The organism is Demequina globuliformis (assembly GCF_000975155.1).
GTDB classification, from domain to species: Bacteria; Actinomycetota; Actinomycetes; order Actinomycetales; family Demequinaceae; genus Demequina; species Demequina globuliformis.
The window spans coordinates 674,047-699,768 of sequence record NZ_BBRG01000001.1; the positions used below are offsets into that span (position 1 = coordinate 674,047).

27 protein-coding genes are annotated in these 25,722 nt (G+C 67.1%); 9 read left to right on the top strand and 18 right to left on the bottom strand.

The features are described 5' to 3' along the window. Window positions 1-62: 62 nt before the first annotated feature. Complete coding sequence (locus AOP75_RS03035) at window positions 63-2,501, top strand: phosphoketolase family protein (protein ID WP_062078344.1); 2,439 nt, start codon at window positions 63-65, stop codon at window positions 2,499-2,501. A gap of 62 nt (window positions 2,502-2,563) precedes the next feature. Here the strand turns inward: AOP75_RS03035 and AOP75_RS03040 are convergent, their stop codons facing one another. The 3 genes from AOP75_RS03040 to AOP75_RS03050 form a co-directional block, all read right to left on the bottom strand. After that, window positions 2,564-2,935 (bottom strand): hypothetical protein, encoded by a 372-nt coding sequence (locus AOP75_RS03040; RefSeq protein ID WP_062076876.1) that lies wholly within the window; start codon window positions 2,933-2,935, stop codon window positions 2,564-2,566. A 115-nt stretch (window positions 2,936-3,050) separates the two neighbouring features. Continuing rightward, a complete protein-coding gene (locus AOP75_RS03045; RefSeq protein ID WP_062076877.1) occupies window positions 3,051-3,572 on the bottom strand; it encodes a DUF4854 domain-containing protein in 522 nt (173 codons plus the stop codon). A gap of 195 nt (window positions 3,573-3,767) precedes the next feature. Beyond that, window positions 3,768-4,892 carry a GuaB3 family IMP dehydrogenase-related protein gene (locus tag AOP75_RS03050; protein WP_062076878.1) on the bottom strand — a complete coding sequence of 375 codons (1,125 nt, stop codon included), beginning with the start codon at window positions 4,890-4,892 and terminating at the stop codon, window positions 3,768-3,770. 64 nt (window positions 4,893-4,956) lie between these two features. Here AOP75_RS03050 and AOP75_RS03055 point away from each other — a divergent pair, with 64 nt between their 5' ends. Further along, entirely contained in the window at window positions 4,957-5,664 is a 708-nt protein-coding gene (locus AOP75_RS03055) for an exonuclease domain-containing protein (protein WP_062076879.1), read from the top strand. Between the two features lie 84 nt (window positions 5,665-5,748). After that, complete coding sequence (locus AOP75_RS03060; protein WP_062076880.1) at window positions 5,749-7,023, top strand: Glu/Leu/Phe/Val family dehydrogenase; 1,275 nt, start codon at window positions 5,749-5,751, stop codon at window positions 7,021-7,023. Window positions 7,024-7,190: 167 nt separating this feature from the next. Here AOP75_RS03060 and AOP75_RS03065 read toward each other — a convergent pair whose 3' ends face one another. Both AOP75_RS03065 and guaB read right to left on the bottom strand, forming a co-directional pair. Continuing rightward, window positions 7,191-7,940 (bottom strand): TSUP family transporter, encoded by a 750-nt coding sequence (locus AOP75_RS03065; RefSeq protein ID WP_062076881.1) that lies wholly within the window; start codon window positions 7,938-7,940, stop codon window positions 7,191-7,193. Between the two features lie 12 nt (window positions 7,941-7,952). Continuing rightward, window positions 7,953-9,461: an IMP dehydrogenase gene (gene guaB / locus AOP75_RS03070; protein ID WP_062076882.1), complete on the bottom strand. Its 1,509-nt coding sequence runs from the start codon at window positions 9,459-9,461 to the stop codon at window positions 7,953-7,955. Window positions 9,462-9,709: 248 nt separating this feature from the next. Here guaB and AOP75_RS03075 point away from each other — a divergent pair, with 248 nt between their 5' ends. Beyond that, window positions 9,710-10,000: a WhiB family transcriptional regulator gene (locus tag AOP75_RS03075; RefSeq protein ID WP_062076883.1), complete on the top strand. Its 291-nt coding sequence runs from the start codon at window positions 9,710-9,712 to the stop codon at window positions 9,998-10,000. Window positions 10,001-10,114: 114 nt separating this feature from the next. Here the strand turns inward: AOP75_RS03075 and groES are convergent, their stop codons facing one another. Then, entirely contained in the window at window positions 10,115-10,408 is a 294-nt protein-coding gene (groES, locus tag AOP75_RS03080) for a co-chaperone GroES (protein ID WP_062076884.1), read from the bottom strand. Window positions 10,409-10,601: 193 nt separating this feature from the next. Between groES and AOP75_RS03085 the strand changes: the two genes are divergently transcribed. Continuing rightward, window positions 10,602-11,792 (top strand): THUMP-like domain-containing protein, encoded by a 1,191-nt coding sequence (locus tag AOP75_RS03085; RefSeq protein ID WP_062076885.1) that lies wholly within the window; start codon window positions 10,602-10,604, stop codon window positions 11,790-11,792. On the opposite strand, the gene AOP75_RS03090 is transcribed toward AOP75_RS03085, so the two are convergent. Then, a complete protein-coding gene (locus AOP75_RS03090; protein ID WP_062076886.1) occupies window positions 11,784-12,281 on the bottom strand; it encodes a hypothetical protein in 498 nt (165 codons plus the stop codon). The genes AOP75_RS03085 and AOP75_RS03090 overlap by 9 nt on opposite strands. A 20-nt stretch (window positions 12,282-12,301) precedes the next feature. Further along, a complete protein-coding gene (lysE, locus tag AOP75_RS03095; protein ID WP_062076887.1) occupies window positions 12,302-12,913 on the bottom strand; it encodes an L-lysine exporter in 612 nt (203 codons plus the stop codon). Between the two features lie 69 nt (window positions 12,914-12,982). Between lysE and AOP75_RS03100 the strand changes: the two genes are divergently transcribed. Beyond that, complete coding sequence (locus AOP75_RS03100; protein WP_062076888.1) at window positions 12,983-13,852, top strand: ArgP/LysG family DNA-binding transcriptional regulator; 870 nt, start codon at window positions 12,983-12,985, stop codon at window positions 13,850-13,852. Here AOP75_RS03100 and AOP75_RS03105 read toward each other — a convergent pair. Next, a complete protein-coding gene (locus AOP75_RS03105; RefSeq protein ID WP_152649923.1) occupies window positions 13,844-15,496 on the bottom strand; it encodes a glycoside hydrolase family 3 N-terminal domain-containing protein in 1,653 nt (550 codons plus the stop codon). The genes AOP75_RS03100 and AOP75_RS03105 overlap by 9 nt on opposite strands. Window positions 15,497-15,543: 47 nt before the next feature. Beyond that, the gene (tsaD, locus tag AOP75_RS03110) at window positions 15,544-16,581 is read right to left on the bottom strand and encodes a tRNA (adenosine(37)-N6)-threonylcarbamoyltransferase complex transferase subunit TsaD (RefSeq protein WP_062076890.1); all 1,038 of its coding nucleotides are present in this window, start codon (window positions 16,579-16,581) and stop codon (window positions 15,544-15,546) included. 80 nt (window positions 16,582-16,661) lie between these two features. Here tsaD and AOP75_RS03115 point away from each other — a divergent pair, with 80 nt between their 5' ends. Next, complete coding sequence (locus tag AOP75_RS03115) at window positions 16,662-17,258, top strand: malonic semialdehyde reductase (protein WP_062076891.1); 597 nt, start codon at window positions 16,662-16,664, stop codon at window positions 17,256-17,258. Further along, a complete protein-coding gene (locus AOP75_RS03120) occupies window positions 17,258-17,617 on the top strand; it encodes a DUF3817 domain-containing protein (protein ID WP_083966656.1) in 360 nt (119 codons plus the stop codon). Before AOP75_RS03115 ends, AOP75_RS03120 begins: the two co-directional genes overlap by 1 nt. 3 nt (window positions 17,618-17,620) lie before the next feature. Here AOP75_RS03120 and AOP75_RS03125 read toward each other — a convergent pair whose 3' ends face one another. Continuing rightward, complete coding sequence (locus AOP75_RS03125) at window positions 17,621-18,331, bottom strand: GNAT family N-acetyltransferase (protein WP_062076892.1); 711 nt, start codon at window positions 18,329-18,331, stop codon at window positions 17,621-17,623. Window positions 18,332-18,573: 242 nt separating this feature from the next. Next, complete coding sequence (locus AOP75_RS03130) at window positions 18,574-20,091, bottom strand: SulP family inorganic anion transporter (RefSeq protein ID WP_062078348.1); 1,518 nt, start codon at window positions 20,089-20,091, stop codon at window positions 18,574-18,576. Window positions 20,092-20,309: 218 nt separating this feature from the next. Between AOP75_RS03130 and AOP75_RS03135 the strand changes: the two genes are divergently transcribed. Continuing rightward, window positions 20,310-20,705: a MerR family transcriptional regulator gene (locus tag AOP75_RS03135; protein WP_062076893.1), complete on the top strand. Its 396-nt coding sequence runs from the start codon at window positions 20,310-20,312 to the stop codon at window positions 20,703-20,705. Here the strand turns inward: AOP75_RS03135 and AOP75_RS03140 are convergent. The 6 genes from AOP75_RS03140 to glmS are packed head-to-tail and all read right to left on the bottom strand — an operon-like array spanning window position 20,662 to window position 25,613. Continuing rightward, on the bottom strand, window positions 20,662-21,153 hold the full coding sequence (locus AOP75_RS03140) for a GNAT family N-acetyltransferase (protein WP_236683108.1): 492 nt from the start codon (window positions 21,151-21,153) through the stop codon (window positions 20,662-20,664). The two genes, AOP75_RS03135 and AOP75_RS03140, sit on opposite strands and share 44 nt — an antisense overlap. Window positions 21,154-21,158: 5 nt before the next feature. Next, window positions 21,159-21,767, bottom strand: a complete 609-nt coding sequence (tsaB, locus tag AOP75_RS03145; protein ID WP_062076894.1) for a tRNA (adenosine(37)-N6)-threonylcarbamoyltransferase complex dimerization subunit type 1 TsaB — start codon at window positions 21,765-21,767, stop codon at window positions 21,159-21,161. Between the two features lie 10 nt (window positions 21,768-21,777). Further along, window positions 21,778-22,275 carry a tRNA (adenosine(37)-N6)-threonylcarbamoyltransferase complex ATPase subunit type 1 TsaE gene (gene tsaE, locus AOP75_RS03150; protein ID WP_439645182.1) on the bottom strand — a complete coding sequence of 166 codons (498 nt, stop codon included), beginning with the start codon at window positions 22,273-22,275 and terminating at the stop codon, window positions 21,778-21,780. Further along, complete coding sequence (gene alr, locus AOP75_RS03155) at window positions 22,272-23,381, bottom strand: alanine racemase (RefSeq protein ID WP_062076895.1); 1,110 nt, start codon at window positions 23,379-23,381, stop codon at window positions 22,272-22,274. The genes tsaE and alr overlap by 4 nt, the downstream gene beginning before the upstream one ends. Further along, on the bottom strand, window positions 23,381-23,737 hold the full coding sequence (locus AOP75_RS03160) for a holo-ACP synthase (RefSeq protein ID WP_062076896.1): 357 nt from the start codon (window positions 23,735-23,737) through the stop codon (window positions 23,381-23,383). Before AOP75_RS03160 ends, alr begins: the two co-directional genes overlap by 1 nt. Window positions 23,738-23,747: 10 nt before the next feature. Then, window positions 23,748-25,613, bottom strand: a complete 1,866-nt coding sequence (glmS, locus tag AOP75_RS03165) for a glutamine--fructose-6-phosphate transaminase (isomerizing) (protein WP_062076897.1) — start codon at window positions 25,611-25,613, stop codon at window positions 23,748-23,750. Between the last annotated feature and the right edge of the window lie 109 nt (window positions 25,614-25,722).

Here is a 25,722-nt window from a genome sequence, read left to right on the forward strand (position 1 = left end):
GGCTCAAGCATGGAAATCTAGACACGAGTCCCGCGACGAAGGAGGTCACCGTGAGCACCTGGATGTCCCGCACTGCCGAGACCGCTACGGATGAAGAAATCGACGCCATTGACCGGTGGTGGCGCGCCACCAACTACATGTCGATTGGCCAGATCTACTTGCTCGACAATCCGCTCTTGCGCGAGCCGCTGCACCGCGACCACGTCAAGCCGCGCCTGGTGGGCCACTGGGGAACCACGCCGGGCCTGAACTTCCTTTACGCGCACCTCAATCGCGTGATCCGTGCGCGCCACCAGCCCACGATGTACGTCACGGGCCCCGGCCACGGCGGGCCTGGCCTGGTGGCCTCAAGCTTCCTCGACGGCACGTACACCGAGACGTACCCCCACATTTCAACCGATGCCGAGGGCCTCAAGCGACTCTTCACGCAGTTCTCCTTCCCCGGCGGCATCCCCTCGCACGTGGCTCCGGAAACGCCGGGGTCTATCCACGAGGGCGGCGAGTTGGGCTATTCGCTGTCACACGCATACGGCGCGGCCTTCAACAACCCTGACCTGCTCGTCGCCGCCGTCGTGGGCGATGGAGAGGCGGAGACCGGCCCGCTCGCCACCAGCTGGCACTCGAACAAGTTCCTCAACCCCGCGACCGACGGGGTCGTGCTGCCCATCCTGCACTTGAACGGCTACAAGATCGCCAACCCCACGGTGCTGGCGCGCATTGGGGACGACGAGCTCGACGCGCTTATGCGCGGCTACGGCCACACGCCGCACTTCTTTGTCGCCGGGTTCGACGACGAGTCCCACGAGTCCATCCACCGCCGCTTTGCCGCGACACTCGACGAGGTAATGGACGAGATCTCCGCCATCAAGGAGCAGGCCGCGGACGACCCGGAGATGCCCAGGCCAGCCTGGCCCATGATCGTGTTCCGGACCCCCAAGGGCTGGACCTGCCCGCCCCAGATTGACGGCGAGGTCACCGAGGGATCGTGGCGCGCGCACCAGGTACCCCTGTCGAGCGCGCGCGATACCGACGAACACCTCCAGGTGTTGGAGGACTGGCTACGCTCCTACCGCCCTGACGATCTCTTCGACGACGCTGGCGCACCCTTCGCCGCCACTCGAGCGATTGCGCCCGAGGGCGAACTACGCATGTCTGCGCGGCCCGAAACCAATGGCGGGCTGGTGCTGCGGGACCTGGTCATGCCGGGCTTCCGCGATTACGCAGTCGACGTTCCCCATCCCGGCTCAGGCCCGGTCGAGTCCACTCGCCAGCTCGGCGAGTTCCTTCGCGACGTAATGCGACAGAACATGGACAACTTCCGCGTGTTTGCGCCCGACGAACTTGCCTCCAACCGCCTGCAAGCGGTGCTCGACGTCACCGACAAGGTGTGGGAAGGCGAACGCGAAGACGACGGCGCGCACACCGCCGCCTCAGGCCAAGTGATGGAGATGCTGTCCGAGCACCAGTGCCAGGGGTGGCTCGAGGGCTACCTGCTGACCGGTCGCCACGGACTTTTCACCTCCTACGAGGCCTTCATCCACATCATTGACTCGATGTTCAACCAGCACGCGAAGTGGTTGAAGGTGTCGCGAGAGTTGCCGTGGCGCCGACCCATTGCCTCCCTGAACTACTTGTTGTCGAGCCACGTATGGCGCCAGGACCACAACGGCTTCTCGCACCAAGACCCTGGCTTCATTGACCACGTGGTGAACAAAAAGGCGGAGGTGGTGCGGGTCTACCTCCCGGCGGACGCGAACACCTTGCTGTCGACATACGACCACTGCTTGCGCTCGCGCGACTACGTCAACGTGGTCATCGCAGGCAAACAGCCGGCGCCGCAGTGGCTCACGATGGACCAGGCGGTCGACCATTGCACGCGGGGGCTCGGCATCTGGGAGTTTGCCTCCAACGTCGAGACGGGTGAAGAGCCGGATGTGGTGATGGCGGCCGCGGGCGACGTGCCCACCTTGGAGGTGCTGGCGGCAATCGACATCCTGCGCAAGGAGCTACCCGAACTGAAGGTGCGCATGATCAACGTCGTTGACCTGATGCGCCTGCAGCCGGAGGGCGAACACCCGCACGGCATGAGCGATCGCGAGTTTGATCAGCTTTTCACGACCGACAAGCCCATCGTCTTCAACTATCACGGGTACCCGTGGCTCATTCACCGTCTCACCTACCGCCGCACGGGTCACCACAACCTGCACGTACGGGGCTTCAAGGAGGAGGGCACCACGACCACGCCATTCGACATGGCGATGATGAACGACATCGACCGTTTTCACCTGGTCATGGACGTCATCGACAGGGTGCCTCACTTGGGGACGCGGGCGGCGTCACTGCGTCAGCGGCTCTCGGATCAGCGTCTCGCTGCACGGAGGTACGCGCGCGTACACGGCGCGGACCTGCCCGAGGTGGCCAACTGGGTGTGGCCCGATGCCGGGGCTGAGACCCGTGCGGCCGTTGCCGGGGCGCACGACACCGGTGGTGACAACGAGTAGCGGCAGTTCCCACACCCCTGGAGCGTCTGCTTGCAGTGCCCTGCTTCGCGGATTGGCCTGTGTCACTGGTGGGCTCTGCGCCTGAAGAATGGCGCGTCGTCCTCAAACCCGATCCAATTGCGCACCCCTGCGGGGACCTTGCCAACAAGGAAGACGCCCAGAAAGACAGCCTCGGGGTCGCGGGCCCTGCGTCGGCGCGTGTGCAACGCCCACAGGGTGCCGCCGAAGGCCGCCGTCGCGATGGCGACGACCCCCGGCCCCGTTCCGAGCTCCCACGCGAGTCCCCCGAGCACCACGACCCACGCCGCCGCGACGATGTATCCGATGACGTCGGTGAGCCGCAGACCAGCGATTGCAGCGACCAAAAAGAGCCGCACCGCGAGCGCGAGCACTATCGCATAGCCCGCAATCGAGAGAACCTCTGCTGCCGTCATTCGATCAGTAGTCCCTACCTGTCGCGGCGCTCACACGCCCGTGGCCCGTCACTCATTGCGGCGGCCCCCGATGGCGACGTTGCCGATGCCAGCGAGCGCGGGTGCGACAGCCGGGTCAGTTGGAGGTGTAGGTCTCACTCCACAGTTCGGAACCGTCGCTGTTGAGGTAGACGTAGCGTGCCTCAGGGCTCTCGACGCCCTCCGCCTCCATCATCGGGAAAACGGTGGACTCGCACAGGTCTGCCAGGGTGTCCGTCACGCCCTCGAAGTAGGCCGTCGCCTCGTCGGGGTCGACAGCCTCTGCGTACTGGTACGTGTAGACGATGGTCGAGGGCTCTTCGGCATCGATCCAGATGTCGGAGTAGACGCCGCTCGAGCTCTCCACAATGGTGTCGACCTGGGCGGCCTCGCGGGCGACGTAAGCCTCGAGCGCGCCGCCTGCTTCAGCCTCAGTGCTCTCCTGTGCGGGGGCGCTGGTCTCCTCGGCAGGAGCACTCGTGGTCTCCTCGACTGCGACGTTGCCCGACCCGTTGGGGTCGGTGGCCTCCGCGTCGCCAGAGCCGCTGCAGCCAGCGAGAGCCAGCACAGCAATGGAAGCGGCGCCGGTGGCGACGCGGACACGAATGGACGTGGTCATGATTCCCCCTTGTTTCAGGATGTGGTGGCATCGCGATGCCAGAACACGCCGCGGGCTCGGCCACGCGACTGCGGCGCGTCGACGCGACCGCTGACGCCGACACTACACGCCCACGGGTCCACTTGACGCGGCGCACGGTGGCTCGCGACGGGGCCGCCAGCGTCGAGCCGAGCGATGTGGTGGGGCGCGCGTGGACTACATCGGGTTGTAAGGCGAGACCACCACGTCGACCCGCTGAAACTCCTTGAGGTCGGAGTAGCCCGTGGTCGCCATCGAACGGCGCAAAGCGCCCATGATGTTCGTCGAGCCGTCCGCTGAGTGGGCCGGCCCGTTAAGGATCTCCTCAAGGGTGCCGCCAGTACCCACCTCGACGCGCTCGCCGCGGGGCAGTTCCGAGTGGTACGCCTCTTGACCCCAGTGGAATCCAGCGCCAGGCGCCTCCGCAGCGCGAGCCAGCGCAGAACCCAACATCACGGCATCGGCCCCACAGGCGAATGCCTTCACGAGGTCGCCCGAACGTCCCAGGCCGCCGTCGGCGATCACGTGCACGTAACGGCCGCCAGACTCGTCGAGGTAGTCGCGGCGTGCAGCGGCGACATCAGACACCGCCGTTGCCATAGGCGCGTGGATCCCAAGCGTGGTGCGCGTGCGCTGCGCTGACCCGCCGCCGAAGCCCACGAGCACGCCCGCAGCACCCGTACGCATCAGGTGCAGTCCGGCCTGGTAGGTCGAGGCTCCGCCCACAATCACGGGCACGTCGAGGTCGTAAATGAACTTCTTGAGGTTGAGCGGCTCGGTGTGCTCGGACACGTGCTCGGCTGACACCGTGGTGCCGCGGATCACGAAGAGGTCAACCCCGGCCTTCAACACCGTCTCGTAGTGCTCCTGCGTGCGCTGCGGGCTCAGGGCGCCTGCCACCGTGACGTCTGCGGCGCGGATCTCCCGCAGGCGCTCGGCGATCAGCTCATCCTTGACGGGCTCGCGGTAGATCTCCTGCATGCGGGTGGTCGCGGCCTCGCCGTCTAGCTGTGCGATCTCCTCGAACAAGGCCGTGGGGTCCTCGTAACGAGTCCACAGCCCTTCGAGGTCGAGTACGCCAAGCCCGCCCTGGCGGCCCAACGCGATCGCCGTCGCCGGGCTCATCACGGAGTCCATCGGTGCGGAGATCACGGGAATGTCGAACTGGAAGGCATCGATCTGCCAGCTCAGCGACACCTGCTTGGGGTCGCGTGTGCGGCGCGACGGCACAATGGCGATGTCATCGAAGGAATAGGCGCGGCGCCCGCGCTTGCCGCGGCCGATCTCGATCTCGTTGCTCACCGGACCACCCTATCGCTCCTGCGTTTCGACAGGGGATGTCGGCGGCGCGTGGAAGAGTGGTGCCATGAGCTGGCTAGACGAGACCATGGTGGGCTTCGACACCGAGACCACGGGCGTGTCCACGTCCCATGATCGGATCGTCACGGCAGCGATCTTGACGCGAACGGGCGGCGAGACGACCGCGCGCACGTGGCTGATCAATCCCGGGGTCGAGATTCCGGCGCGCGCCACCGAGGTACACGGGATCTCGTCCGAGTACGCCAGGGAACACGGCTCGGATCCGGCCGATGCCTTGGAAGAGATAGCGGCGATCCTCGCCTCCGCGATGGGCGCCGGTTTTCCCGTCGTCGCCTTCAACGCCCAGTTTGATCTTTCGATCTTGGAAGCGGAGCTCGCCCGCCACCAGCTTCCTTCATTGGCCTCGCGGGTCCCGAGCGGCAGCATCGGCCCCGTCGTTGACCCGCTCGTGCTTGACCGCCACCTCGACAAGTGGCGCAAGGGCCCCCGCAAGCTCCTCAACATGTGCGAGCACTACGGCGTGGCCGTGGTTGCCGATGACCTGCACGCCGCGGACGCGGACGTCGCGGCGACACTCGACCTGCTGCCTGCCATGGCGCGGGCGCACACCGCCTTGGCGGCAGTCGCACTTGCGGACCTGCAGTCACAACAGGTTGAGGCACACCGCGTGTGGGCGCTGGACTTCGCGGCATGGCTCAAGTCCAAGGGACGCACGGAGGACCTGCCCCGGCCCGAGTGGCCCGTCGCCGTATAAGAATCGCGAAACTTCACATCTCGCGACAACAGGGCCACACCAGAGGCGGCGTTAGAGTCGGAGTGACTCGACGAGGAGGCATGAATGATGGCATCGACCGGCGGCGGCACTCCTGCCCTGCACGGACCGTGGAATGACGCCCAAGCGCAGCTGACGGAGGCCGTGGAACACCTCAAATGTGCGCCGGGACTTCACGAGATGCTGGCGATGCCGCGCCGCGAGATGCAGGTCGCCGTCCCCTTGCGCAAGGATGACGGCACCACCGCAGTGTTCTCGGGGTACCGCGTCCAGCACAACTTCTCACGCGGCCCTACGAAGGGCGGCCTGCGCTTCTCCACGGCGGTTGACCTCAATGAGGTGCGCGCCCTGGCGATGTGGATGACGTGGAAGTGCGCGCTCGTAGACGTGCCCTACGGCGGCGCCAAGGGCGGTGTGGCCATCGAGCCGCGCGACCACACCCAGGGCGAACTGGAGCGGGTCACGCGCAGGTACACCTCGGAGATTCTGCCCATCATTGGCCCCGACACCGACATTCCTGCACCCGACATCGGCACCGACGAGCGCACCATGGCGTGGATCATGGACACCTACTCCGTGGCGAAGGGACACACTGTTCCTGGCGTGGTCACGGGCAAACCGATCTCGCTCGGCGGATCGCTTGGCCGCGCGCAGGCCACCTCACGAGGGGTGGCTCACGTCGCACTCATGGCGATGGCCTCCAAGGGCATCGAGGCGGAGGGCGCGACGGCCGCGGTGCAAGGCTTCGGAAAGGTGGGGCGCGGCGCGGCGCGGTTGCTGTCGGAGGCAGGCGTGCGCGTCATCGCAATCTCAGACGTCGATGGCGCTGTCTTTGCCGGGGACGGAATCGACGTCGCTCGCCTGGGAGCGCATGTGGATCGGGAAGGCTCGGTCGAGGGCTTTGAAGGCGCGGAGTCGTTGGATCCTCAGGCGCTCCTCACACTCGACGTCGACGTCCTTGTTCCCGCCGCCGTCGAGGGTGTCCTGACCGCGGCAAACGCCCGGGACGTGCAAGCAACCATCGTGGTCGAAGGCGCGAACGGTCCCACGACTCAAGAGGCCGACGCCATCTTGATCGACCGCGACGTGCTCGTGGTGCCTGACATTCTCGCCAACGCCGGCGGCGTGATCGTGTCCTACTTTGAGTGGGTCCAGTCCAATCAGGCGTACCAGTGGCGCGAGCGTGAAGTGAACGAACGGCTCGAAGAGAAGATGACGGCGGCATGGAGGGACGTCGTGGACTACGCGGGCGCGCAGTCGCTGACGTATCGCCAGGCCGCGACGGCGCTGGCCGTGCGACGGGTCCTCGAAGCCCACGAGTTGAGGGGGCTCTACCCCTGATTCACACCCGAGTCGCGATCTCTCAGCGCACAGCACCCGCACCTCAGTGCTCGCTAACTCCCCTGAAATGGAGCGCTGGCCGCCATCACGACGCCTTCTTGGCGGCCCGTGCTCCATTTCAGGGTGCGAATCGGGCGTGAGGCGATGTTGGCCATGGCCGCTGTGACTTAAGACAGGAGCACGCGCCACAGCATCGTGAGTGACACGGCGACGATGAGAACACGCAACACCATCGGGTTGACCCGGAGCAGAATGTGGGACCCGATGTATGCGCCAATCAGCTGACCCACAATCATGACTCCGCCTACGAGCCACACGATCTTGCCCGCGATGACGAACACGATCAGCGACGCAATGTTCGTCGCGAAGTTCAGCGTCTTCGCGATCGCTGTGGAACGGCGGAGCGGTAGCGCGCGCAGCGCCACGCCGGACAGCGCGAACAGCGACCCCGTTCCCGGGCCAAATGCGCCATCGTAGGCACCGATCGCAGGAACCACGGTCGCCTCATAAGTGGGGTCGCTCATTCGTGGCTTAGCAGGCGGCTCGTGGGACTTGGGGACAAACAGAAAGTATGCGGCGATCAGCGCGAGCACGACCGGGATCACGATCTCCAGCGCATCCGCGGACACGAACAGGATCGCTACCGTGCCAGCCACCGAGCCAAGGAAAGCCCACAGCATCGGCCAACGAACATCGGCCCACCTGACGCCATGCTTGCGTATGACCTGGTACGTCGCCATCCCCGTGCCTGCCGGTGCCTGCAACTTGTTCGTCGCGAGCGCCTGCAGCGGCGGCAGCCCGGCGAGCATGAGCGCGGGCACCGTGATGAGGCCGCCGCCGCCGGCGAGCGTGTCAAGACACCCGGCCAGCAGCGCGACCACCGCGAGGAGGAGAAGGATCTCCCACGTGATGTCCACGGCCGCCTGGGCCTAGCGACCGGTGTAGTTGGGGGCCTCGACGGTCATCTGGATGTCGTGGGGGTGGGATTCCTTGAGACCAGCGGGCGTGATGCGCACGAACTTGCCGCGCGAGCGCAGCTCGTCGATGGTGCGCGCGCCCACGTAGAACATCGACTGCCCCAGGCCGCCGACCAACTGGCGTGCGACGTCGTGAAGCGAACCCTTGAACGGGACGCGACCCTCGATGCCCTCGGGGATGATGTCGTCGTCGCTTGGCGCATCCGACTGGAAGTAACGGTCCTTGGAGTAAGAGACGCGGCCGCGCGAGGCCATGGCCCCCATCGAGCCCATGCCCCGGTACAGCTTGTACTGCTTGCCGCCCACGAGCACCAGGTCGCCCGGCGCCTCAGCGCATCCGGCAAAGAGCGAGCCGATCATCACCGACTCCGCACCGGCGACGAGCGCCTTGGCGATGTCTCCCGAGTACTGGAGGCCCCCGTCGGCGATCACGGGCACGCCCGCGGGACCGGCCGCCTGGTACGCCTCCCACACGGCGGTGACCTGCGGCACGCCCACACCGGCAACCACTCGCGTGGTGCAGATCGAGCCCGGGCCCACTCCGACCTTCACGGCGTCGACGCCCGCATCCACGAGCGCCTGTGCGCCTTCGCGGGTCGCGACGTTGCCGCCAATCACCTGGACGTGGGACGTCGTCGGATCCGACTTCAGGCGCTTGATCATGTCGATCATGGCCTGGGCGTGCCCGTGCGCGGTGTCGACGACCAGGGCATCGACGCCTGCCTCTACCAGCGCAGTCGCGCGCTCCCACGCGTCTCCATAGAAGCCCACGGCAGCAGCAACGCGCAGGCGACCCTGCTCGTCCTTGGTTGCCTTGGGGTAGCGCTCGGTCTTCACGAAGTCCTTGACGGTGATGAGGCCGGTCAGGCGCCCATCCTCATCCACCAGCGGCAGCTTCTCGACCTTGTGTTGCGCGAGCAGGTCTGCGGCATCGGCATTCGACACACCGGTGGGCGCTGTGATGAGCGGCATGGGCGTCATTGCCTCGCGCACCTTCCGGCCCTCGTAGTCGGCGTGGTCGACAAAGCGCAGGTCACGGTTGGTGATGATGCCCACCAAGCGGCGGTCCTCATCGACCACGGGAAGCCCGGACACCCGGTACTTACCGCACAGTGCATCGAGCTCCGTGAGCGTGGCCTCAGGCCCCACAGTGACGGGGTCAGTGATCATGCCGGACTCGGAACGCTTCACGATCTCGACCTGGTGCGCCTGGTCGGCGATCGACAGGTTGCGGTGCAGGACACCGATGCCGCCCTGGCGTGCCATGGCGATCGCCATGCGGGCCTCGGTCACCGTGTCCATCGCTGCGCTCAGCAGCGGGGTCTCGATGGTGATGCCACGCGTGAGGCGCGTGGTCGTGGAGACCTCAGAGGGAATCACGTCGCTTTGCCCGGGAAGCAGCAGGACGTCGTCGTATGTCAGACCGGTGAACGAGAACGGGTTGTTGTCAACTGGCGCCATTGCTCGATTCTACGGGGAGCGTCGCGTCGGGCCGGACAGCAAGGGAAACACCCCGTAAACGTTCCTTCCCATCTTTGCGAACGCCCTAGCCAAGGTGCGAGCCAGGGGGTATGAATGGGAGAGATGGCCACATTTCGCACTGGTCCCGACGGTTGGAGCCGGGTCCTGGCGGCGTGTGAATCGTGAAGCGTTTGACCCTCAACGGCGAGGGGCAGACAGGTCAGTAGACCCGATGTGTAAGGAGCGCCATGAGTACAGTCGCGAAGCTTCCCGCACCAACGCAGGAGCAGTGGGAGTGGCAGTACCAGGGGGCGTGCCGCGAGGCCGACCCCGATCTGTTCTTCCACCCCGAGGGGGAGCGCGGTGCGGCTCGGCGCCGTCGTGCGGAAGCTGCCAAGGCTTATTGCGAGCAGTGCCCAGTGATGGACATGTGCCGTGAACGGTCGCTCGACGCGCGTGAGCCCTTTGGAGTGTGGGGCGGAATCAGCGAAGACGAGCGCCACTCCATGCTTGTGCAGCGCCTCCCCAAGGCAAGCTAGCGCCGCACTGCGCCGTTCGGCGCGCCGTCCATCCCCCCGAGCGAGCGCCCGGACAACAAGAAGCCCCCGGCCAGATTGACTGGCCGGGGGCTTCCTTGACTTACTGACGGAGCGTTACTGCACGACTCCGAGCAGGTCACGCGCCGAGAGGATCAGCAGCTCTTCGCCGCCGTACTTGACCTCGGTGCCGCCGTACTTGCTGTAGATGACCTTGTCGCCCACGGCCACATCCACGGGGATGCGGTTGCCGTTGTCGTCGACACGGCCCGGGCCAACTGCCAAGACTTCACCCTCCTGGGGCTTCTCCTTGGCAGCATCGGGGATGACGAGGCCGGACGCGGTGGTCTGCTCGGCGGCAGAGGGCTTCACCACGACCTTGTCCTCAAGAGGCTTGATAGAGACCGACACAGCGGACCTCACCTTCCATGATCCATGACAGTTGTGTTCCACGGCCCTCGCGTCCGTCCTGCCGTCGCGGGGGTCAGGGCGGCCGTTGTGGGCCACGGGCTCCTCGGTAGGAGCAATGCCCAATTTAGCACTCACACCTGGCGAGTGCTAACTCACGCCACCCGTTGTTCACGGACCGTGAAAGGATTCTCACATGGATGTCCAAACCGCTCAGTGGTTGACCTCTGCGCACGGGCGCGCCGTGGTCGACGCGCTGCCGCCCTACGTTGCTGCGGACGCCGTTTCTTGGGGCGCCGAGCTGCGGCAGGACGGGCTCGAGCCGGATCGCGTGGCCGCGGCGCTCACGCAATCGGCCCTGAGGGCCGATGCCAGGGCTAAGTTTGGCGACTTTGCGGCGGGGATGCTGTTCACGCGTGACGGCCTCGAGCAGGCGACTCGGCTTCCGGTCGCGGCGCGGCACGCCGCGCGCTTTCGGGATGCCGGCATCACCAAGGTCGCCGACCTCACCTGCGGCATTGGGGCCGATGCCATGGCAATGTCCGCGCTTGGGCTTGCTGTCACCGCAGTGGAGCTTGACGAGGGCACTGCGGTGCTCGCGGACCACAATCTGCGCCACTGGCCGGACGCGCGCGTGGTGCACGCGGACGCGCTTGAGGTCGCCGCTCACCTTGGGGTAGACGGATTCTTCGCGGACCCCGCCCGCCGAAATGCGCGCGGGCGCAGGCATGACCCACGCGACTACTCCCCCGCGCTGGATCGTGTCCTTGCCTTGCGTGACCTAGCTCCGGCCGTGGGGGTCAAGGTGGGACCTGCCGTTCCGCACGAGGCCGTCCCGGCAGGCACGGAGGCGGAATGGGTCAGCGTGGACGGCACAGTCGTGGAAGCGGCGCTGTGGTGCGGACCGCTGGCCCGCACGCCAGGGCACGCGGCCGTCGTGATCCACGACGGGGCCGCGCACCGACTCGACGGCGACACTCACCGCGCTGAGGCTGGCGCGCTCGGGGCGTTTGTGTATGAGCCGGACGGCGCCGTCATTCGCGCCGGCCTCATTGGCGCGTTGGCTGACCGCACACAGACGCGGCTTGTGGACTCCCAGATCGCGTACCTCACGGCAGACGTTGCCGTCGAGTCCCCGTTCATGCGCGGATGGCGGGTGCTCGAGACGGTGCCGCTGCAGACGAAGGCCATCGCGGCGGCCTTGCGGGCGCGCGAGGTGGGCGCCGTCGACATCAAGAAGCGCGGGGTCGACATCACGCCGGAGCAGTTGCGACCCGCGCTCAAACTGCGAGGACCTCACCGACTCACCGTTTTCCTGACCCGCCTCCAGGGCAAGCGCCAGGCGATCATCGCCGAGCCCCTCGAAGCCGCGCCGTTGTCAGCGTAGGTCGCGAACGACCTTACTCACCATTTGCTGGCTGGTGCCCTCCGCGCGCGCGATCGCCGACTGGGATTGACCGGCCAGGTAGGCGGCACGGATTCTGGCACGGGTCTCGTCGTCCAGCGCACCAGCCCGCGCGCCGGTGGAGCCTCCGCGCCGGCCCGCCATGATGGAATGCACGCTCGCGAGGGAGATACCGAGATCTGCCGCCACGCTCGCGCGCGCCTGCCCATCGCCCACTCTGCTCTTCACCTCTGCAGCCACCGCAGGCGTCAATGCCGCGCGGCGGGGTGACGAGGGCGCGCGGTCCGGGCGCGGGGCCCGTCCGCGGGGCGCCGCAAGGGGCCCGCCCGCGTGGGCCCGCGCACGCCCTGCCACCAGCGCGGACACGCTCGTTTGGGAGATGCCGAACGCCTCGGCAAGTGCACTTTGGCGCTCGCCGCCGGCGTAGCGTTCGCGCAGGCGTACGACGTCCTCGTCGGTCAAGCGGGTCATGGCCTCAGGGTAGCGGCGCGCTAGACAAGGCCCCAGACCAAGCTCACCGCGAGCGCTGCCATCACGACCGCGACGAGCACATCGAGGACGCGCCAGGCACCCGGCTTCGACAACACCCCTGACAACAAGCGGGCGCCGTAGCCCAGCACACTGAACCATAGGAGCGAGCCAGACATCGCCCCCGCCGCAAAGAGCCACTTGTCGTCGCCGTAGGTCCCCGCCACCGAGCCCAGCAGGACCACGGTGTCGAGGTACACGTGCGGGTTAAGCCACGTGATCGCGGCGGTGGTGGCGGCCACGGACCACAAAGAGGCACCCGTCTGATGCGCCTGCGCAGCATCAAGGCCCTCATCAGGACCACGCCATGCACGGCGAGCCGCGATGACCGCATATGTGGCGAGAAACACCGCCCCGCCCAATCGGGCTACGGTCTCTACCCACGGGTGGGCGGAGATCAAAGCACCAAGACCCGCTGTCCCCGCGGCAATGAGGATGGCGTCTGACAGGGCGCACACCAACACCACCGCGATCACGTGCTCGCGGCGGATCCCCTGGCGGAGCACGAACACATTCTGAGCGCCGATGGCGGCGATGAGAGACAGGCCAAGTCCCAGGCCAGCGAGGTAGGTCATGCGTCGACGCTAGTGGCGACGTTTCCTTAGTTCCACCAAGGTTTTCTACATATCCATTAGCCTGGCTGAATGAAAGTTCCGGTGGATCTCGCCCACACACTCGCTGCCGCGGTCGACGCGGGAACGCTTGAGGGGGCCGCTCGTCGCCTTCACCTCACGCAGTCGGCGGTGAGCCAGCGCCTCGCCACACTGGAACGCCTCACTGGCCAGGTCCTGTTGGTGCGGTCGCGTCCCGTGAGGGCGACCGCGGCAGGCGAGCAGGTGATCCGCTACGCCCGACAGGTCGCGCACCTGGACGACGATCTCGCCGACCGGCTTGGGGTAGGCGGGTCCGCAACGACAGTCCCGCTCGCCATCAATGCCGATTCGCTCGCCACGTGGATTCTGCCCGCGCTCGTCGAGGTCGCGACCGCGCACGACATCACGCTCGAAATCCACCGCGAAGACGAGAGCCACACGACAGAACTCCTCGCTGACGGCACGGTCGTGGCGGCCGTCACGACGGTGGCCCAGCCCGTGGCCGGTTGCACCGCCACCCGGCTCGGCAGCCTGACCTACCGAGCGGTCGCGTCCCCCGCATTCGCCGAGCGCTGGCTTCCCGATGGAGCCACTGCCGCCGCGCTCGCTCTCAGCCCCGTCGTGGACTTCGACGCACGCGACCAGATCCAACGCCGCTATCTCACGCGGCGCGGCGTCAATCCCGAACGATGCCCGCGCCACCTTGTGCCCTCGTCACCCGAGTTCGCCGAGGCCATCGAGTTGGGCCTGGGCTGGGGGCTGCTCCCCGCTTCGCAACGCACCGGCCGGACCCTCGTCGAACTGGGCGGCCCAGACATCTCCGTCACGCTGTGGTGGCAACAGTGGCGCACCCACTCGCCCACGCTCGGCACCATCGGTGAGGCCGTCACCCAGGCAGCCCGCGCCCACCTGTCAGCCTGAGCCACATACGGGCACCGGCAAATCGAGGTCCACGGGCCAGGTCCCACCCGGCGAGGCCGCGCCCGTCAACACGTCCGCGAGCGCATTCATGCTCGACCCACTCGTGCCGTACAGACCCACGTACACGTCCGCGTCAGCGTCCTCCAACCCCCACGGTCCGCGCAGGGCGACCACGACATCGGCCCTGGGCGAACTGTCGTCGGAACCCGCGAGAGCGATGCTCGTGCCAGCGCCGCCTACGCTCACGCCGCGCTCGGCGAGGGCCGCGCCGAGCGCGGCCCTGTTCCCCTCTGTCCCGCCGGAGATGCTCACCTGGGTCCCCACGAAGCTTCCACCACAGGACTTCGCCGCCACCGTCGCGCCCGCCACGGCAAGCCTGTGGGCGTAGGAAGCGCCAGCATCAGCGACCGACTCAAGCCCCGCTTGCCACCGGCCGGCGAGGATGACCCGCGCGGCGGCCTCTGTCAGACGCTCGCGCGTGAGGTCGCCATCCTCGACCGCGTCGACGATCGCGTCTCGCGCGGCCTCCGGTTCCGGGGGAAGCAAGAGCACGTCCGCGCCCGCCTTGAGCGCCGCAACCGCTGCCTCACCAGGCTCGTGATCATTCTGAATGGCGCCCATGTTGAGCGCGTCCGTCACCGCCAGACCCGTGAAACCGAGCGTCTCCCGCAAGTAAACGTAGGCGCGCGGGTTGAGCGAAGCGGGAAGAGAACCCCAGTCCTCAACGGCGACATGCGCCATCATCACGGCAGGCGCTCCCTCGTCGATCGCGCTCGCAAATGGTGCCAGGTCCGTCGCGACCAAGGATTCGATCGAGCGGGCCTGCACCGGAAGCCCCACGTGAGAATCCACCGTGACTGACCCGTGCCCAGGGAAGTGTTTCACCACCGGCGCCACCCCACCGGCGATGTAGCCGTCGACAGCGGCATTGACTGTCGCCGCCACAACCTCGGGATCATCGCCCGCCGCGCGCGACCTGATCACAGGATCGCTCAACCCTCGCGTCACGTCAGCGACAGGAGCGAAGTCCATGGTGAAGCCCAGACCACGCAGATCCACCGCTTGCTGGGCATATGCGTCGGTCACGGCCGCCTCGTCACGCGCGGCCCCCGCAGCCATGAACCCTGGCATCCCCGGCACCACGCCCCGGAGGCGGGACACGGTCCCCCCTTCCTCGTCGACGGACACAATGGTGCCCCAGTCGCGCGCCCCGCCAGCGGATCTCGCGGCGGCTGTCAGTTCCTTGACCTGCGCCGCGTCATCCACCGCGCCGCGCATCACGATGACGCCGCCCAGCCCCAGCTCCTCTACGAGTTGCGCAAGCCCATCCGCGTCTGGCGAACTCCATTGCGCCACGATCACCTGCCCGGCGGCTTGTTCCACGGAGAGCTCACGGGCCGTCGCGAGCGCCGCCGTCCACTCATCCACCGAGGGGCCCCACGCCAGGCGTGGTCGCGTCACCGTCAAGTCCGGCCCAGGAGCCGACCACGAGCCCTCACCAGCGGACATCTCCGGCCATGGCGCGGGCGAGGGCGCCTCTTCCGCCCTGGTGAGGTCAGTTGAGGCCGCAACTGAGGCATCGGCCCGTTGCGGCGACAGCGCTGCCCAGGCGATGGACCCCGCGGCGGCCAGCACGGTGGCCACGAGAGCCACCCACGCCAGCGCCGAGTGATGCCGGCGAGCCACGTGCGTCAGGCGACGACGCGAGTGAGCGGCATCGAGGAGTCCACGCCGTAGTCGAGCGCGTTAGGAGCCACACCGCGACGCACCACAGCGGCGCCCAGCGCCGCAATCATGGCGCCGTTGTCAGTGCAATAGCGGATAGGCGGGATGCGCACGTCGATGCCGGCCTCCTCGCCGCGCTTCACGGCCATCTCGCGCAACTGAGAGTTCGCGGAGAACCCGCCCCCGATCACCAGGGTGTCGATGTCATGCTCACGGCACGCGTTCAGGGTCTTCAGCATCAGCACATCTGCGACTGCGTCAGCGAAGGACGCGGCGACGTCCTCGAGCGGGATCTCGCGGCCAGCGTCTCGCTCGCGCTCCACCCACCGCGCAACGGCGGTCTTGAGGCCGGAGAAGGAGAAATCGTACGCGTGCTTGTCTTGGAACTTAGGCGCCGTGAGCGCACGCGGGAACGGGATCGCCGTGGGGTCGCCCTCGCGAGCCAAGCGGTCAATGTGTGGCCCGCCGGGGTAGGGCAGTTCGAGCAGTCGCCCCACCTTGTCGAAGGCCTCACCGGCGGCATCGTCCAGGGTGTGGCCCAGCTCGGTCACCTGCGTGGCGACATCGTCGATCTTGAGCAGCGACGTGTGGCCACCGGAGACCACCAACGCCATGACCTTCTCTGGGAACTCACCGTGGACGAGCTCATCCACCGCCGCATGGCCAATCACGTGGTTCACGCCGTGCAAGGGCTTGCCGAGAGCGACCGCGAGCGACTTCGCTGCCGCGTTGCCCACGGTGAGCGAACCCACCAGGCCAGGCCCGGCGGCGACCGCAATCGCGTCAACGTCGCTCAAGGTCTTGCCCGCACGCGTCAACGCCTCATCCAACGTGGGAAGGAACGCTTCCAGGTGGGCGCGGCTGGCTACCTCCGGAACAATCCCGCCAAAACGCGCATGCTCGTCCATCGAAGACGCGGTCACGTCGACAAGGAGCTCAGTGTCCTCGACAAGCGCGACACCCGTCTCATCGCAGGTGCTCTCAATTCCCAGTACCAAAGCCACGGCTTGAGTCTAGTTGGTGGGGTGGAGGCGGCGTTCCTCGTGGTTCACAGCACTCCCCGCTGCGGGCGACAATGGTTGATATGTCTCCCTTCATTCTGGACGACCTCGCGCTCGAGCGGCTCTTCACCGGTGCGCGATCCAATATCCGCTTCGCCGATCAGCCCGTGACGATGGACACGATCACGCAGGTGTGGGACCTCATCAAGTGGGGCCCCACGGCGAATAACACCGTGCCCCTGCGCATCGCGGGAGCCACGTCGCCCCACGCACGCGCACGCGTCCTCGCGCACGCGGCTGAGGGCAACCGCGCCAAGGTCGAGGCCGCTCCGCTCGTGTTGATCGCCGCGCGCGACGAGCGCTTCCACGACCACTTTGGCGTCACCGGAGGCACCGACACCGCCGCGGCTCGCTTCGAGGGCGACCCGGAGGCGCGGACGCGATTCGCGCACACCAATGCGATGCTGCAGACCGGCTACCTCATCGTGGGACTGCGCGCCGCTGGACTGGCCGTAAGGCCGCTCGGGGGATTCAACCGCGCCGGCCTGGACGCCGACCTGTTCGCCGATTCGCCATGGCGGTCTGAGGTCCTCCTGCTCGTGGGCTACCCCACCGACGACCACGGCGCGGGCGACCGTAAGGGCCGCATCGACGCCGCCGACGCCATCAAGGAGATCTAGTGACCACGGACACCGGCACCACGACCACCGCTCCCCAACGCCCAGCATTCGCCACCCTGCCGCGGCTCTCGCGCGCCTACGTCGTGCTCGCGATTGTCGAGGCATTCACCTGGGCAGGGCTGCTGATCGGCATGCTGCTCGAGCACGTGCTTCACGTGACCGAGTGGGGCGTGACCATCTTTGGCCCGCTCCACGGCGGCGCGTTCATGCTGTACGGCCTGGTGACACTCCTGCTCGCGTTCAAGATGCGCTGGGGCTTCTGGCTCACGGTGCTCACGCTCGCGGCCGCGGTGCCTCCGCTCACGACCATCCCTATGGAGATCTGGCTGCGCCGCAACGGGAAGCTCACCGCGAAGTAGCGCTCAATCGGGCAGGCCGTGGGCGTCCGCCTGGACGCTTGCCAATTGCGCCTTCACGGGCTGTGCCCCTTCGACCACGAGGTCGCCGCCCAGCAAGCCCAGGTCGTGATCGCGCACCTGTGCCCACCGCTCCCTCGACATCCGCCACCGGTTGAGCATGGCGGGCTTGTCTGCCCGAACGTCATGCAGCAACCCGTCTGGCTCGTAGCCGGCCTTGCGAGAGACCGCATTGGATGACGGATTGTCCTGGAACGCCGCGGATGTCACATAGTTCGCGTCGAGGTGGTCGAACATGAGCGCAAGGTACATGATGCGCATGCGCGTGCCGATTCCCCGGCCGTGAAACTCAGCACCCAGCCACGAGCCGGTCTCGACCTCGCGCTTGATCCCCCACTGGCCTCCTGACGCGCCCTGGATTCCGACGGGTTCGCCGCGCCACAGGACGCCAAGTTCCAGGACAAGGCGGGCAGGGCTCACATGCGCACGCTGTGCCCACTGAAACGTCAGCACCGCGCGAGCGACTTCCTCGGGAGTACCCGTGGTCCAAGGGCGGTAGAACGGCATCACCTCAGGAGCGTGAACGCCGCGTCCCGCCACCTCGGCGACGCGCGCCAGCAGGGCGTCGTCCATCCACCTCAGTTCGAGGTCGCCGGCGGTGACACGGAGCGCCGCTGCAGGCCACAGCGTCGTCAGGCGCGGATTCGATTCAGACATGCGGTCAGCGTAGTGATGCAGGGGCGTTCTCGCGCGTCAAAGTGACTGCGATTCCCGCATGGGAGCGTGTCGGCGTGCGAGGCGACACGCGGCGCCGCACGAACCTCAGTCAGTTTGCTGCACGGCCGGGGAGTGTCGCGGCCCGGCTTGGGTTCGGTCGCGGCGTGTCGCGGCCCGGCGTAGGGTCGAAAGGCGCGTGTCGCGGCCCGGCCATACGACGACCGGCCACCCATCTCGACCGACTAGTGGCCGGCGCCCAGGTTCCCGGTGAGGCGGCCGTGCCGCTGCGCTGAGTCGTCGTTGAGGCCAATGATCTCGACTGTTTTCCCGCGCGCCTCGTACTTGGTGCGCACCGCGTCGAGCGCAGCGACCGTGGAGGCATCCCAGATGTGGGCGCCGGTCAGGTCGATCACAATCCGCTCGGGGTCACCCGAGTAGTCGAACTGGTAGACCAGGTCGTTGGAGGAGGCAAAGAACAGCTCACCTTCAACGGCGTACACACGCTCGCCGTCGGCATCAGAGGCATCCAGGCGCTTCACCGTGGTCAGGTGAGCCACGCGGCGCGCGAACAGCACCATGGCGACGAGCACGCCGGCCACCACGCCGTACGCGAGGTTGTGCGTCGCCACGGTCACGGCAACGGTGATGACCATCACGGCGGTCTCCGACTTGGGCATGCGCTTCAGGGTCGCAGGCTGGATGGAGTGCCAATCGAAGGTCCCCACGGACACCATGATCATCACGGCGACGAGTGCGGCCATGGGAATCGCCGCCACGACATCGCCTAGTCCGACAACGAGGATCAGCAGGAACACACCTGCGAGGAAGGTGGAGATGCGGGTACGAGCGCCCGAGGCCTTCACGTTGATCATGGTCTGGCCGATCATCGCGCAGCCTCCCATGCCGCCAAAGAAGCCAGTGATGACGTTCGCCGCGCCCTGGCCCCACGCCTCGCGGGTCTTGTTGGAGTGGGTGTCCGTCACGTCGTCGACAAGCTTGGCCGTCAGGAGCGACTCGAGGAGACCCACCAATGCCATGGCGAGCGCGTAGGGGAAGATGATCTGGAGCGTCTCCCACGTGAGCGGCACGTCGGGGAACAGCAGCGAGGGCAGCGACTCGGGCAGTTCTCCCTCGTCGCCCACCGTCGGCACGTTGATGGCGGCGATCACGGCCGCGAGCGTGAGCAGCACAATGGCCACCAGCGGCGCGGGGATCACTTTGGTCCACCGCGGCATCAGGACCATGATGACGAGTCCAATGGCCACCATGGGGTACACGGCCCAGGGCACGTCGATGAGGTGGGGCAGCTGCGACATGAAGATGAGAATGGCCAGCGCATTCACAAAACCCACCATCACGGAACGGGGGATGAATCGCATGAGCTTCGCGACGCCCAGGAGGCCAAAGGCGACTTGGATGACGCCCGCAAGGATCACTGTGGCGATCAAGTAGTCGGTGCCATGGTCGGCGACCACGGGCGCCACGACGAGCGCGACCGCACCCGTGGCCGCGGAGATCATGGCTGGCCGGCCGCCCAAGAATGCAATGGAGACGGCCATGGTGAAGGACGCGAACAGGCCCACGCGAGGGTCAACGCCGGCGATGATCGAGAAGGCGATCGCCTCAGGAATCAGGGCCAGCGCCACGACCAGGCCGGCAAGCACTTCGGTGCGCAACATGCGGGGAGAGCGGAGCGCGGCGCGCACGGAGTAGGAAGCGTCGGCTTCTGGGGCACCGGTCACGGGCGCGGGCTCGGGCAGGCGGTCAGAGGCGGGTGTAGACACGCGTCATCCTCGGGTAGGGCGGGCTGGAACGGACGGACGGGGCCGATGCCGTGGCATCGTTAGCCCCGGCAGTCCGGGAGGGTCGTCGCGCGGCTTCGCGCTGGGCCGGGGCGCGGGGGCGCCAAGGCCGGAGCAACCCTACCCTAACGTGAGGGTAGAGCCGACCTCACCCGATCACACGGAAGAATGGACCCATGCCCGCGCCCGATCCAGCAGCCACCCTCCACATCGGCGCCGTCGCCGAGCGCACGGAGTTGTCGCTGCGCACCCTGCGCCACTATGACGAAGTGGGGCTCGTGACGCCCTCGGGGCGCTCTGACGGCGGATTCCGGCTCTATACGGAGGCCGACATCGAAAGGATCATGCTCGTGCGGCGCATGAAGCCCCTGGGCTTTTCGCTCGACGAGATGGGTGAGGTTCTCGCCCTGGCGGAGGCCCTCGGGGACACGGCGACGGCCGATGTCCAGAATAAGTTAGCGGACTATCTTGAGTTGGCGCGGGAGCGGCGGGCCAAACTCGAGCGGACCCTGTCGATGGCCGATGAGTTCATTGCGCTGCTGGAGCAGCGCCGCGCAGACGCAGGCGCATGACGAGCGCATCGAGCCCCTCGGGCTGGTAGTAGCGCGGCCTCACGCGCACGTCCTCGAAACCGAACGACCGGTACAAGGCAAGGGCCCCGCGATTGGTGGTCGCCACTTCTAGCCATGCGTCCGGAGCACCGAGCCGCCTCGCTTCCGCGAGGAAGTCCTCGACGAGCGTACGGGCGAGGCCCTGCCTCCGCGCCTCCGGCACCACTGCAAGGTTCATGAGGTGAAACGCGTCGCCTTCATAGCCATACACCGCGTATCCCGATAGCAGCCCCTCGACCTCGATGCCACGCCAGCGCGAAAAGCCGTGAAAGAAATCCTCACGGATAAGCGACAGTGACCAGGCAGACAGCCCAAAGATGTCACGTTCGCGCTGCGCGACCCAATCCAGGTCTTCATCGACGAGGTCACGAATGGCCACCTCGGCGTCCGGGTCCAGGTCGCCTGTCACGCCGATCAAGCGCCGGGCACCCCGTGCACGTCAGGGCGGCGAAGATACATGGGCTCAACCGGGAAGTCCGTGACGCCCGCCTTGCGACGCGCGGCGTACACCCGCCCGAGCCAAGCCGGGTCGGGATCCCCCGCCTGCGCGTGAGGAAAAGCCTCCGGGTACAGCAGTGCGCCCCGGCCGACGACATCACCCAGGACGTCAACGTCGCCTGGTGCACTCACCTGCGGGCCGGACAACCGTTCGCCATCTCGGTAGGTGGCGGAGTAGACCTCTTTGCGACGGGCATCGGCCACCACCGTGACCTCCCCACCGTGGAATGCCGCGAGCGCGTCAAGCGAGCACACGCCATGGACGGGCACGTCCCAAGCGAAGCCAAGCGTCCGCGCGGACACCAGGCCCACGCGCAGACCCGTAAATGGCGCCGGCCCGGTGCCCACCACGATGTCCGTGATGTCCGCCCCGGTGACCCCGGCATCGGCCATTACCGAATCAAGAAAGCCGCTGAGCAGTTCTGCGTGACCGCGGGGCGCAAACTCGGCCCGCTCGGCCACCACGTCGTTGTCGCGCAGCAGCGCGACGGCGACCGCTGCGGAGGTGTCAATGGCGAGAATCACGGTACTTAGCCTAGTTGTGAGCGAAGGTCACGCCTGCCCAGCGCGGACCGTGGGCGGCGATGGTGACCTCCCTCACCCCCTGATCGGGGTTGGCCAAATCAACGTCCCCGCCCCGTTCACGAGCCAGCGTGAGGTGAAGGCGATCCGCGGCGAGGGTTTCCGCCTTGTTCTCCCCCCACTCCACCACGGTGATGGAGTCCTCAAGCGTGGAGTCCAGGTCCAGGTCATCGAGCTCAGCCAGCGAACCCAGGCGGTATGCGTCGACGTGGATGAGGCCAGGACCGCCCACCTCGGACGGGTGGGTGCGCGCGATGATGAACGTCGGGCTCGCTACCGGTCCGCGCACACCGAGCGCGTCTCCCAGGCCCTGCGTGAACGTGGTCTTCCCCGCGCCAAGATCGCCGGTGAGAATGATCAAGTCCCCTGGAAGCAGCAGTGGCGCAATGACATCCGCCGCGAACGTGCGCATCTGGTCAGCGTCGGCAATGGTGTGCGTGTGGGCGCTCACGCGCTCTCCTTGTCTCGCAGTCCACCAAAGCGGCAGACAATCTCGTAGTCGATGGTGTCCACGGCCGTGGCCCAGTCGCGGGCGGTGGGCCCGTCTGGCCCCACGAGCGTGACCACGTCGCCTTCGCACACCTGCGTCGCAGGTCCCAGGTCGACGACAAACTGGTCCATGCACACCCGCCCCGCAATGCGATAGCGACGCCCGCGGATCTCCACTTCCGCGCGGTTGCCCGCGGCCCGGAAGACTCCGTCAGCGTACCCGGCACTCACCAACCCCAAGGTGGTGCGGTAGGGGGTGACGTACTCGTGCCCATAGCTCACGCCCTGACCCTCGGGCACGTCCTTGACGAGCACCACTCGGGACCGCACCGCCATCGCGGGACGCAGACCAAAGTTCGCGCCGTCCGGGTCCTCGACCGGAGGGAGCCCGTACGTCGCGATCCCGGGGCGCACCAGGTCAAAGTGCAAATCGGGTCGCGTCAGCGTGCATGCCGAGTTCGCCAGGTGGCGCACCTCGAGGTCGATGTCCCGCTCCTCCGCCAACACCACGGCGGATCGGAAGTTCTCCGCCTGCAGGTTGATGGTGGGGTGTCCCGGCTGATCGGCCCACGCGAGGTGTGACCACATGCCCGCAATGCGCAGCAGGCCCTCGGCTTGAGCCGCCTGTGCGACGGACAGGAGCCCCGGCAAGTCGTGGAGGGTCACCCCTTCGCGACCCAGACCGGTGTCGACGCAGATGTGGATTCGGGGCGCCACGGTGAGGTCGCGCGCGACGGCGATAATCTCGCCGAGCACCTCGGCGGAGTTGACCGAGAGGTCGACGTCTGCCGCGATCAAGGCACGGGCCGGCACCTCCGTGCCGTAGAGCCACGTGAAGATGCGTCCGCTGTCCCCTGCCGCGCGCAACGCCAGCGCCTCCGACGGCTGCGCGACGCCCAGCCAGGTTGCCCCACCCTTGCGAGCCGCTGCCGCTGACGGCAGCAAGCCGTGACCGTACGCATCGGCCTTCACGACGGCCATCACCTCAGCGTCCGCGGCACGGGCACGCAAGGTGCGAACGTTGTCAGTGATCGCGTCGTAATCGACAGCAATCGCGAGCGCGCTCATCAGTCTCCTTCCGCCACGACCACGGCCGAGGCGATGCCAGCATCATGCGACAGCGACACGTGCACGTGGGAGATGCCCAACGCGGCCGCGCGGTCGGCCACCGATCCTCGCATCACGAGGTGGGGGCGACCACCATCTTCTCGCAGGACCTCGCAGTCGTGCCAATGCAGACCAGCAGGAGCGCCCAACGCCTTCGCGAGCGCCTCCTTGGCCGCCCACCGCGCGGCCAACGACGCCGTGCCGAACTCCCGCTCGGAGGGCGTGAAGATGCGCTCGACAAAGGTAGGGGACTTGCGGACCGTGTCCTCGAATCGATCGATGGCGACTACGTCGATACCGACGCCCTTCACGGCCATGCGCGCTCCTCTACTCGACAGTCACCGACTTCGCTAGGTTACGCGGCTGGTCGACGTCATAGCCCTTCGCCGCGGCGAGTTCGAGTGCGAAGATCTGCAAAGGGATCACAGACAGCAGCGGCGTCATCAGCACAGGTGCGCTGGGCACGTAGAACACGTGCGCGGCATGGTCGGCCGCGACCGTGTCTCCCTCTTCAGCAATCACCAGCGTGCGCGCGCCGCGCGCGCGGACCTCCTGAACGTTGGACAGCACCTTCGAGTGCAGCGACTCCCGGCCCCGCGGGGAGGGCACCACCACAAAGACGGGCTGGTCCTGCTCCACCAGCGCGATGGGCCCATGCTTGAGCTCGCCAGCGGCAAAGCCCTCTGCGTGGATGTACGCCAGCTCCTTGAGCTTGAGGGCGCCCTCCATCGCGACCGGGAACCCCACGTGGCGGCCCAGGAAGAGGACCGTCTGCTCGTTCGCCATGGACCGCGCGACCTCACGGATGGGCGCGGAGGTATCGAGGACGCGCTGAATCTTCGCGGGGATCTCATCCAACTCACGCAGCAGTGCGTCGATCTCGTCGGGGAACTTGTTGCCGCGCAGTTCGGCGAGGTAGATGCCAAGCAGGTAGCCGGCGGTGATCTGGGCCAGGAACGCCTTGGTGGATGCGACCGCGATCTCCGGTCCTGCGCGGGTGTACAGCACGGCATCGGCTTCGCGGGCGATCGTGGAGCCCTGAGCGTTGACGATGCCGATCACTGTCGCGCCCTGCTGCTGCGCGTGCCTGACCGCCATGATGGTGTCCATGGTCTCGCCGGATTGGCTGACCGCGACCACCAAGGTCTTCACGGACACAATGGGATCGCGATAGCGGAACTCGTGCGCGAGCTCGACCTCGACCGGTACGCGCGTCCAGTGCTCGATCGCGTAGCGGGCGACCTGGCCTGCGTAGGCGGCCGTGCCACACGCAATGACGATGATCTTGTCGACCGACTTCAAGATGTACTCGTCGACAATGCCCTCGTCGAGCTTGAGGCGTCCACGCTCGTCGAGGCGGCCGCGCAGGGTGTCGGCCACGGCCGCGGGCTGGTCGTGGATCTCCTTGTCCATAAAGGTGTCGAAGCCGCCCTTCTCGGCAGCGGCGGCGTCCCAGTCGACGTGGTACGGCTCCCGTTCGACCGTCTCACCGTTGGCATCGGTCACGACGACTTCGTCAGGAGTGATGGTCACGACCTCGTCTTGCCCGAGTTCGAGTGCCGTACGGGTGTGCTCGATGAACGCGACCACGTCGGAGCCCAGGAAGTTCTCGCCTTCGCCCAGGCCGACCACCAAGGGAGAGTTGCGGCGCGCCCCCACGACCGTGTGAGGGTCGGTGGCGTCAACCGCGAGGAGCGTAAAGGCGCCTTCGAGACGACGCGCCGTGGCGCGCATGGCGTCAGGAAGGCTCAGTCCGGATTCGACGAGCGAGCCCAGCAGGTGTCCCGCCACTTCGGTATCGGTGTCCGACAAGAAGTCGATCCCGGACTGCGCGAGCTCCGTGCGCAGGGCGCCGTGGTTTTCGATGATGCCGTTGTGAATGATCGCGATCCGTCCACCTGCCGCGAGGTGAGGGTGCGCGTTCGCATCGGTGGGCGGGCCGTGGGTAGCCCACCGGGTGTGGCCGATCGCCGCCGTACCTTCAGGCAGGGGGCGCTCCTCGAGTTCGGCGGCAAGCATCGCGAGTTTGCCGGCCTTCTTCGCGGTCGCGACCCGTTCGAGGTCCTCGGACACAAGCGCGATGCCCGCAGAGTCGTACCCGCGGTACTCAAGGCGGGCGAGCCCGCCCATCACGACGGCGCTCGCGCGTTGCCCGTCACCCAATTTGCCGACATATCCAACAATTCCGCACATGGCGACGAGTTTACGTGGCCGGCCACCCCTCGGACGCCACGCCACCCACCTCCTCGCCAAATGGAACCATTTCGCTGTTACGCGGAGCTATAACAGCGAAATGGTTCCA

Bases quoted from the DNA above. Each gene is read 5' to 3' on its own strand.
- AOP75_RS03035 (WP_062078344.1), top strand. From the start codon at position 63: ATGTCCCGCACTGCCGAGACCGCTACGGATGAAGAAATCGACGCCATT.
- AOP75_RS03040 (WP_062076876.1), bottom strand. From the start codon at position 2,935: ATGACGGCAGCAGAGGTTCTCTCGATTGCGGGCTATGCGATAGTGCTC.
- AOP75_RS03045 (WP_062076877.1), bottom strand. From the start codon at position 3,572: ATGACCACGTCCATTCGTGTCCGCGTCGCCACCGGCGCCGCTTCCATT.
- AOP75_RS03055 (WP_062076879.1), top strand. From the start codon at position 4,957: ATGAGCTGGCTAGACGAGACCATGGTGGGCTTCGACACCGAGACCACG.
- AOP75_RS03060 (WP_062076880.1), top strand. From the start codon at position 5,749: ATGATGGCATCGACCGGCGGCGGCACTCCTGCCCTGCACGGACCGTGG.
- guaB (WP_062076882.1), bottom strand. From the start codon at position 9,461: ATGGCGCCAGTTGACAACAACCCGTTCTCGTTCACCGGTCTGACATAC.
- AOP75_RS03075 (WP_062076883.1), top strand. From the start codon at position 9,710: ATGAGTACAGTCGCGAAGCTTCCCGCACCAACGCAGGAGCAGTGGGAG.
- AOP75_RS03085 (WP_062076885.1), top strand. From the start codon at position 10,602: ATGGATGTCCAAACCGCTCAGTGGTTGACCTCTGCGCACGGGCGCGCC.
- AOP75_RS03090 (WP_062076886.1), bottom strand. From the start codon at position 12,281: ATGACCCGCTTGACCGACGAGGACGTCGTACGCCTGCGCGAACGCTAC.
- lysE (WP_062076887.1), bottom strand. From the start codon at position 12,913: ATGACCTACCTCGCTGGCCTGGGACTTGGCCTGTCTCTCATCGCCGCC.
- AOP75_RS03100 (WP_062076888.1), top strand. From the start codon at position 12,983: ATGAAAGTTCCGGTGGATCTCGCCCACACACTCGCTGCCGCGGTCGAC.
- AOP75_RS03115 (WP_062076891.1), top strand. From the start codon at position 16,662: ATGTCTCCCTTCATTCTGGACGACCTCGCGCTCGAGCGGCTCTTCACC.
- AOP75_RS03125 (WP_062076892.1), bottom strand. From the start codon at position 18,331: ATGTCTGAATCGAATCCGCGCCTGACGACGCTGTGGCCTGCAGCGGCG.
- AOP75_RS03135 (WP_062076893.1), top strand. From the start codon at position 20,310: ATGCCCGCGCCCGATCCAGCAGCCACCCTCCACATCGGCGCCGTCGCC.
- alr (WP_062076895.1), bottom strand. From the start codon at position 23,381: ATGAGCGCGCTCGCGATTGCTGTCGATTACGACGCGATCACTGACAAC.
- AOP75_RS03160 (WP_062076896.1), bottom strand. From the start codon at position 23,737: ATGGCCGTGAAGGGCGTCGGTATCGACGTAGTCGCCATCGATCGATTC.
- glmS (WP_062076897.1), bottom strand. From the start codon at position 25,613: ATGTGCGGAATTGTTGGATATGTCGGCAAATTGGGTGACGGGCAACGC.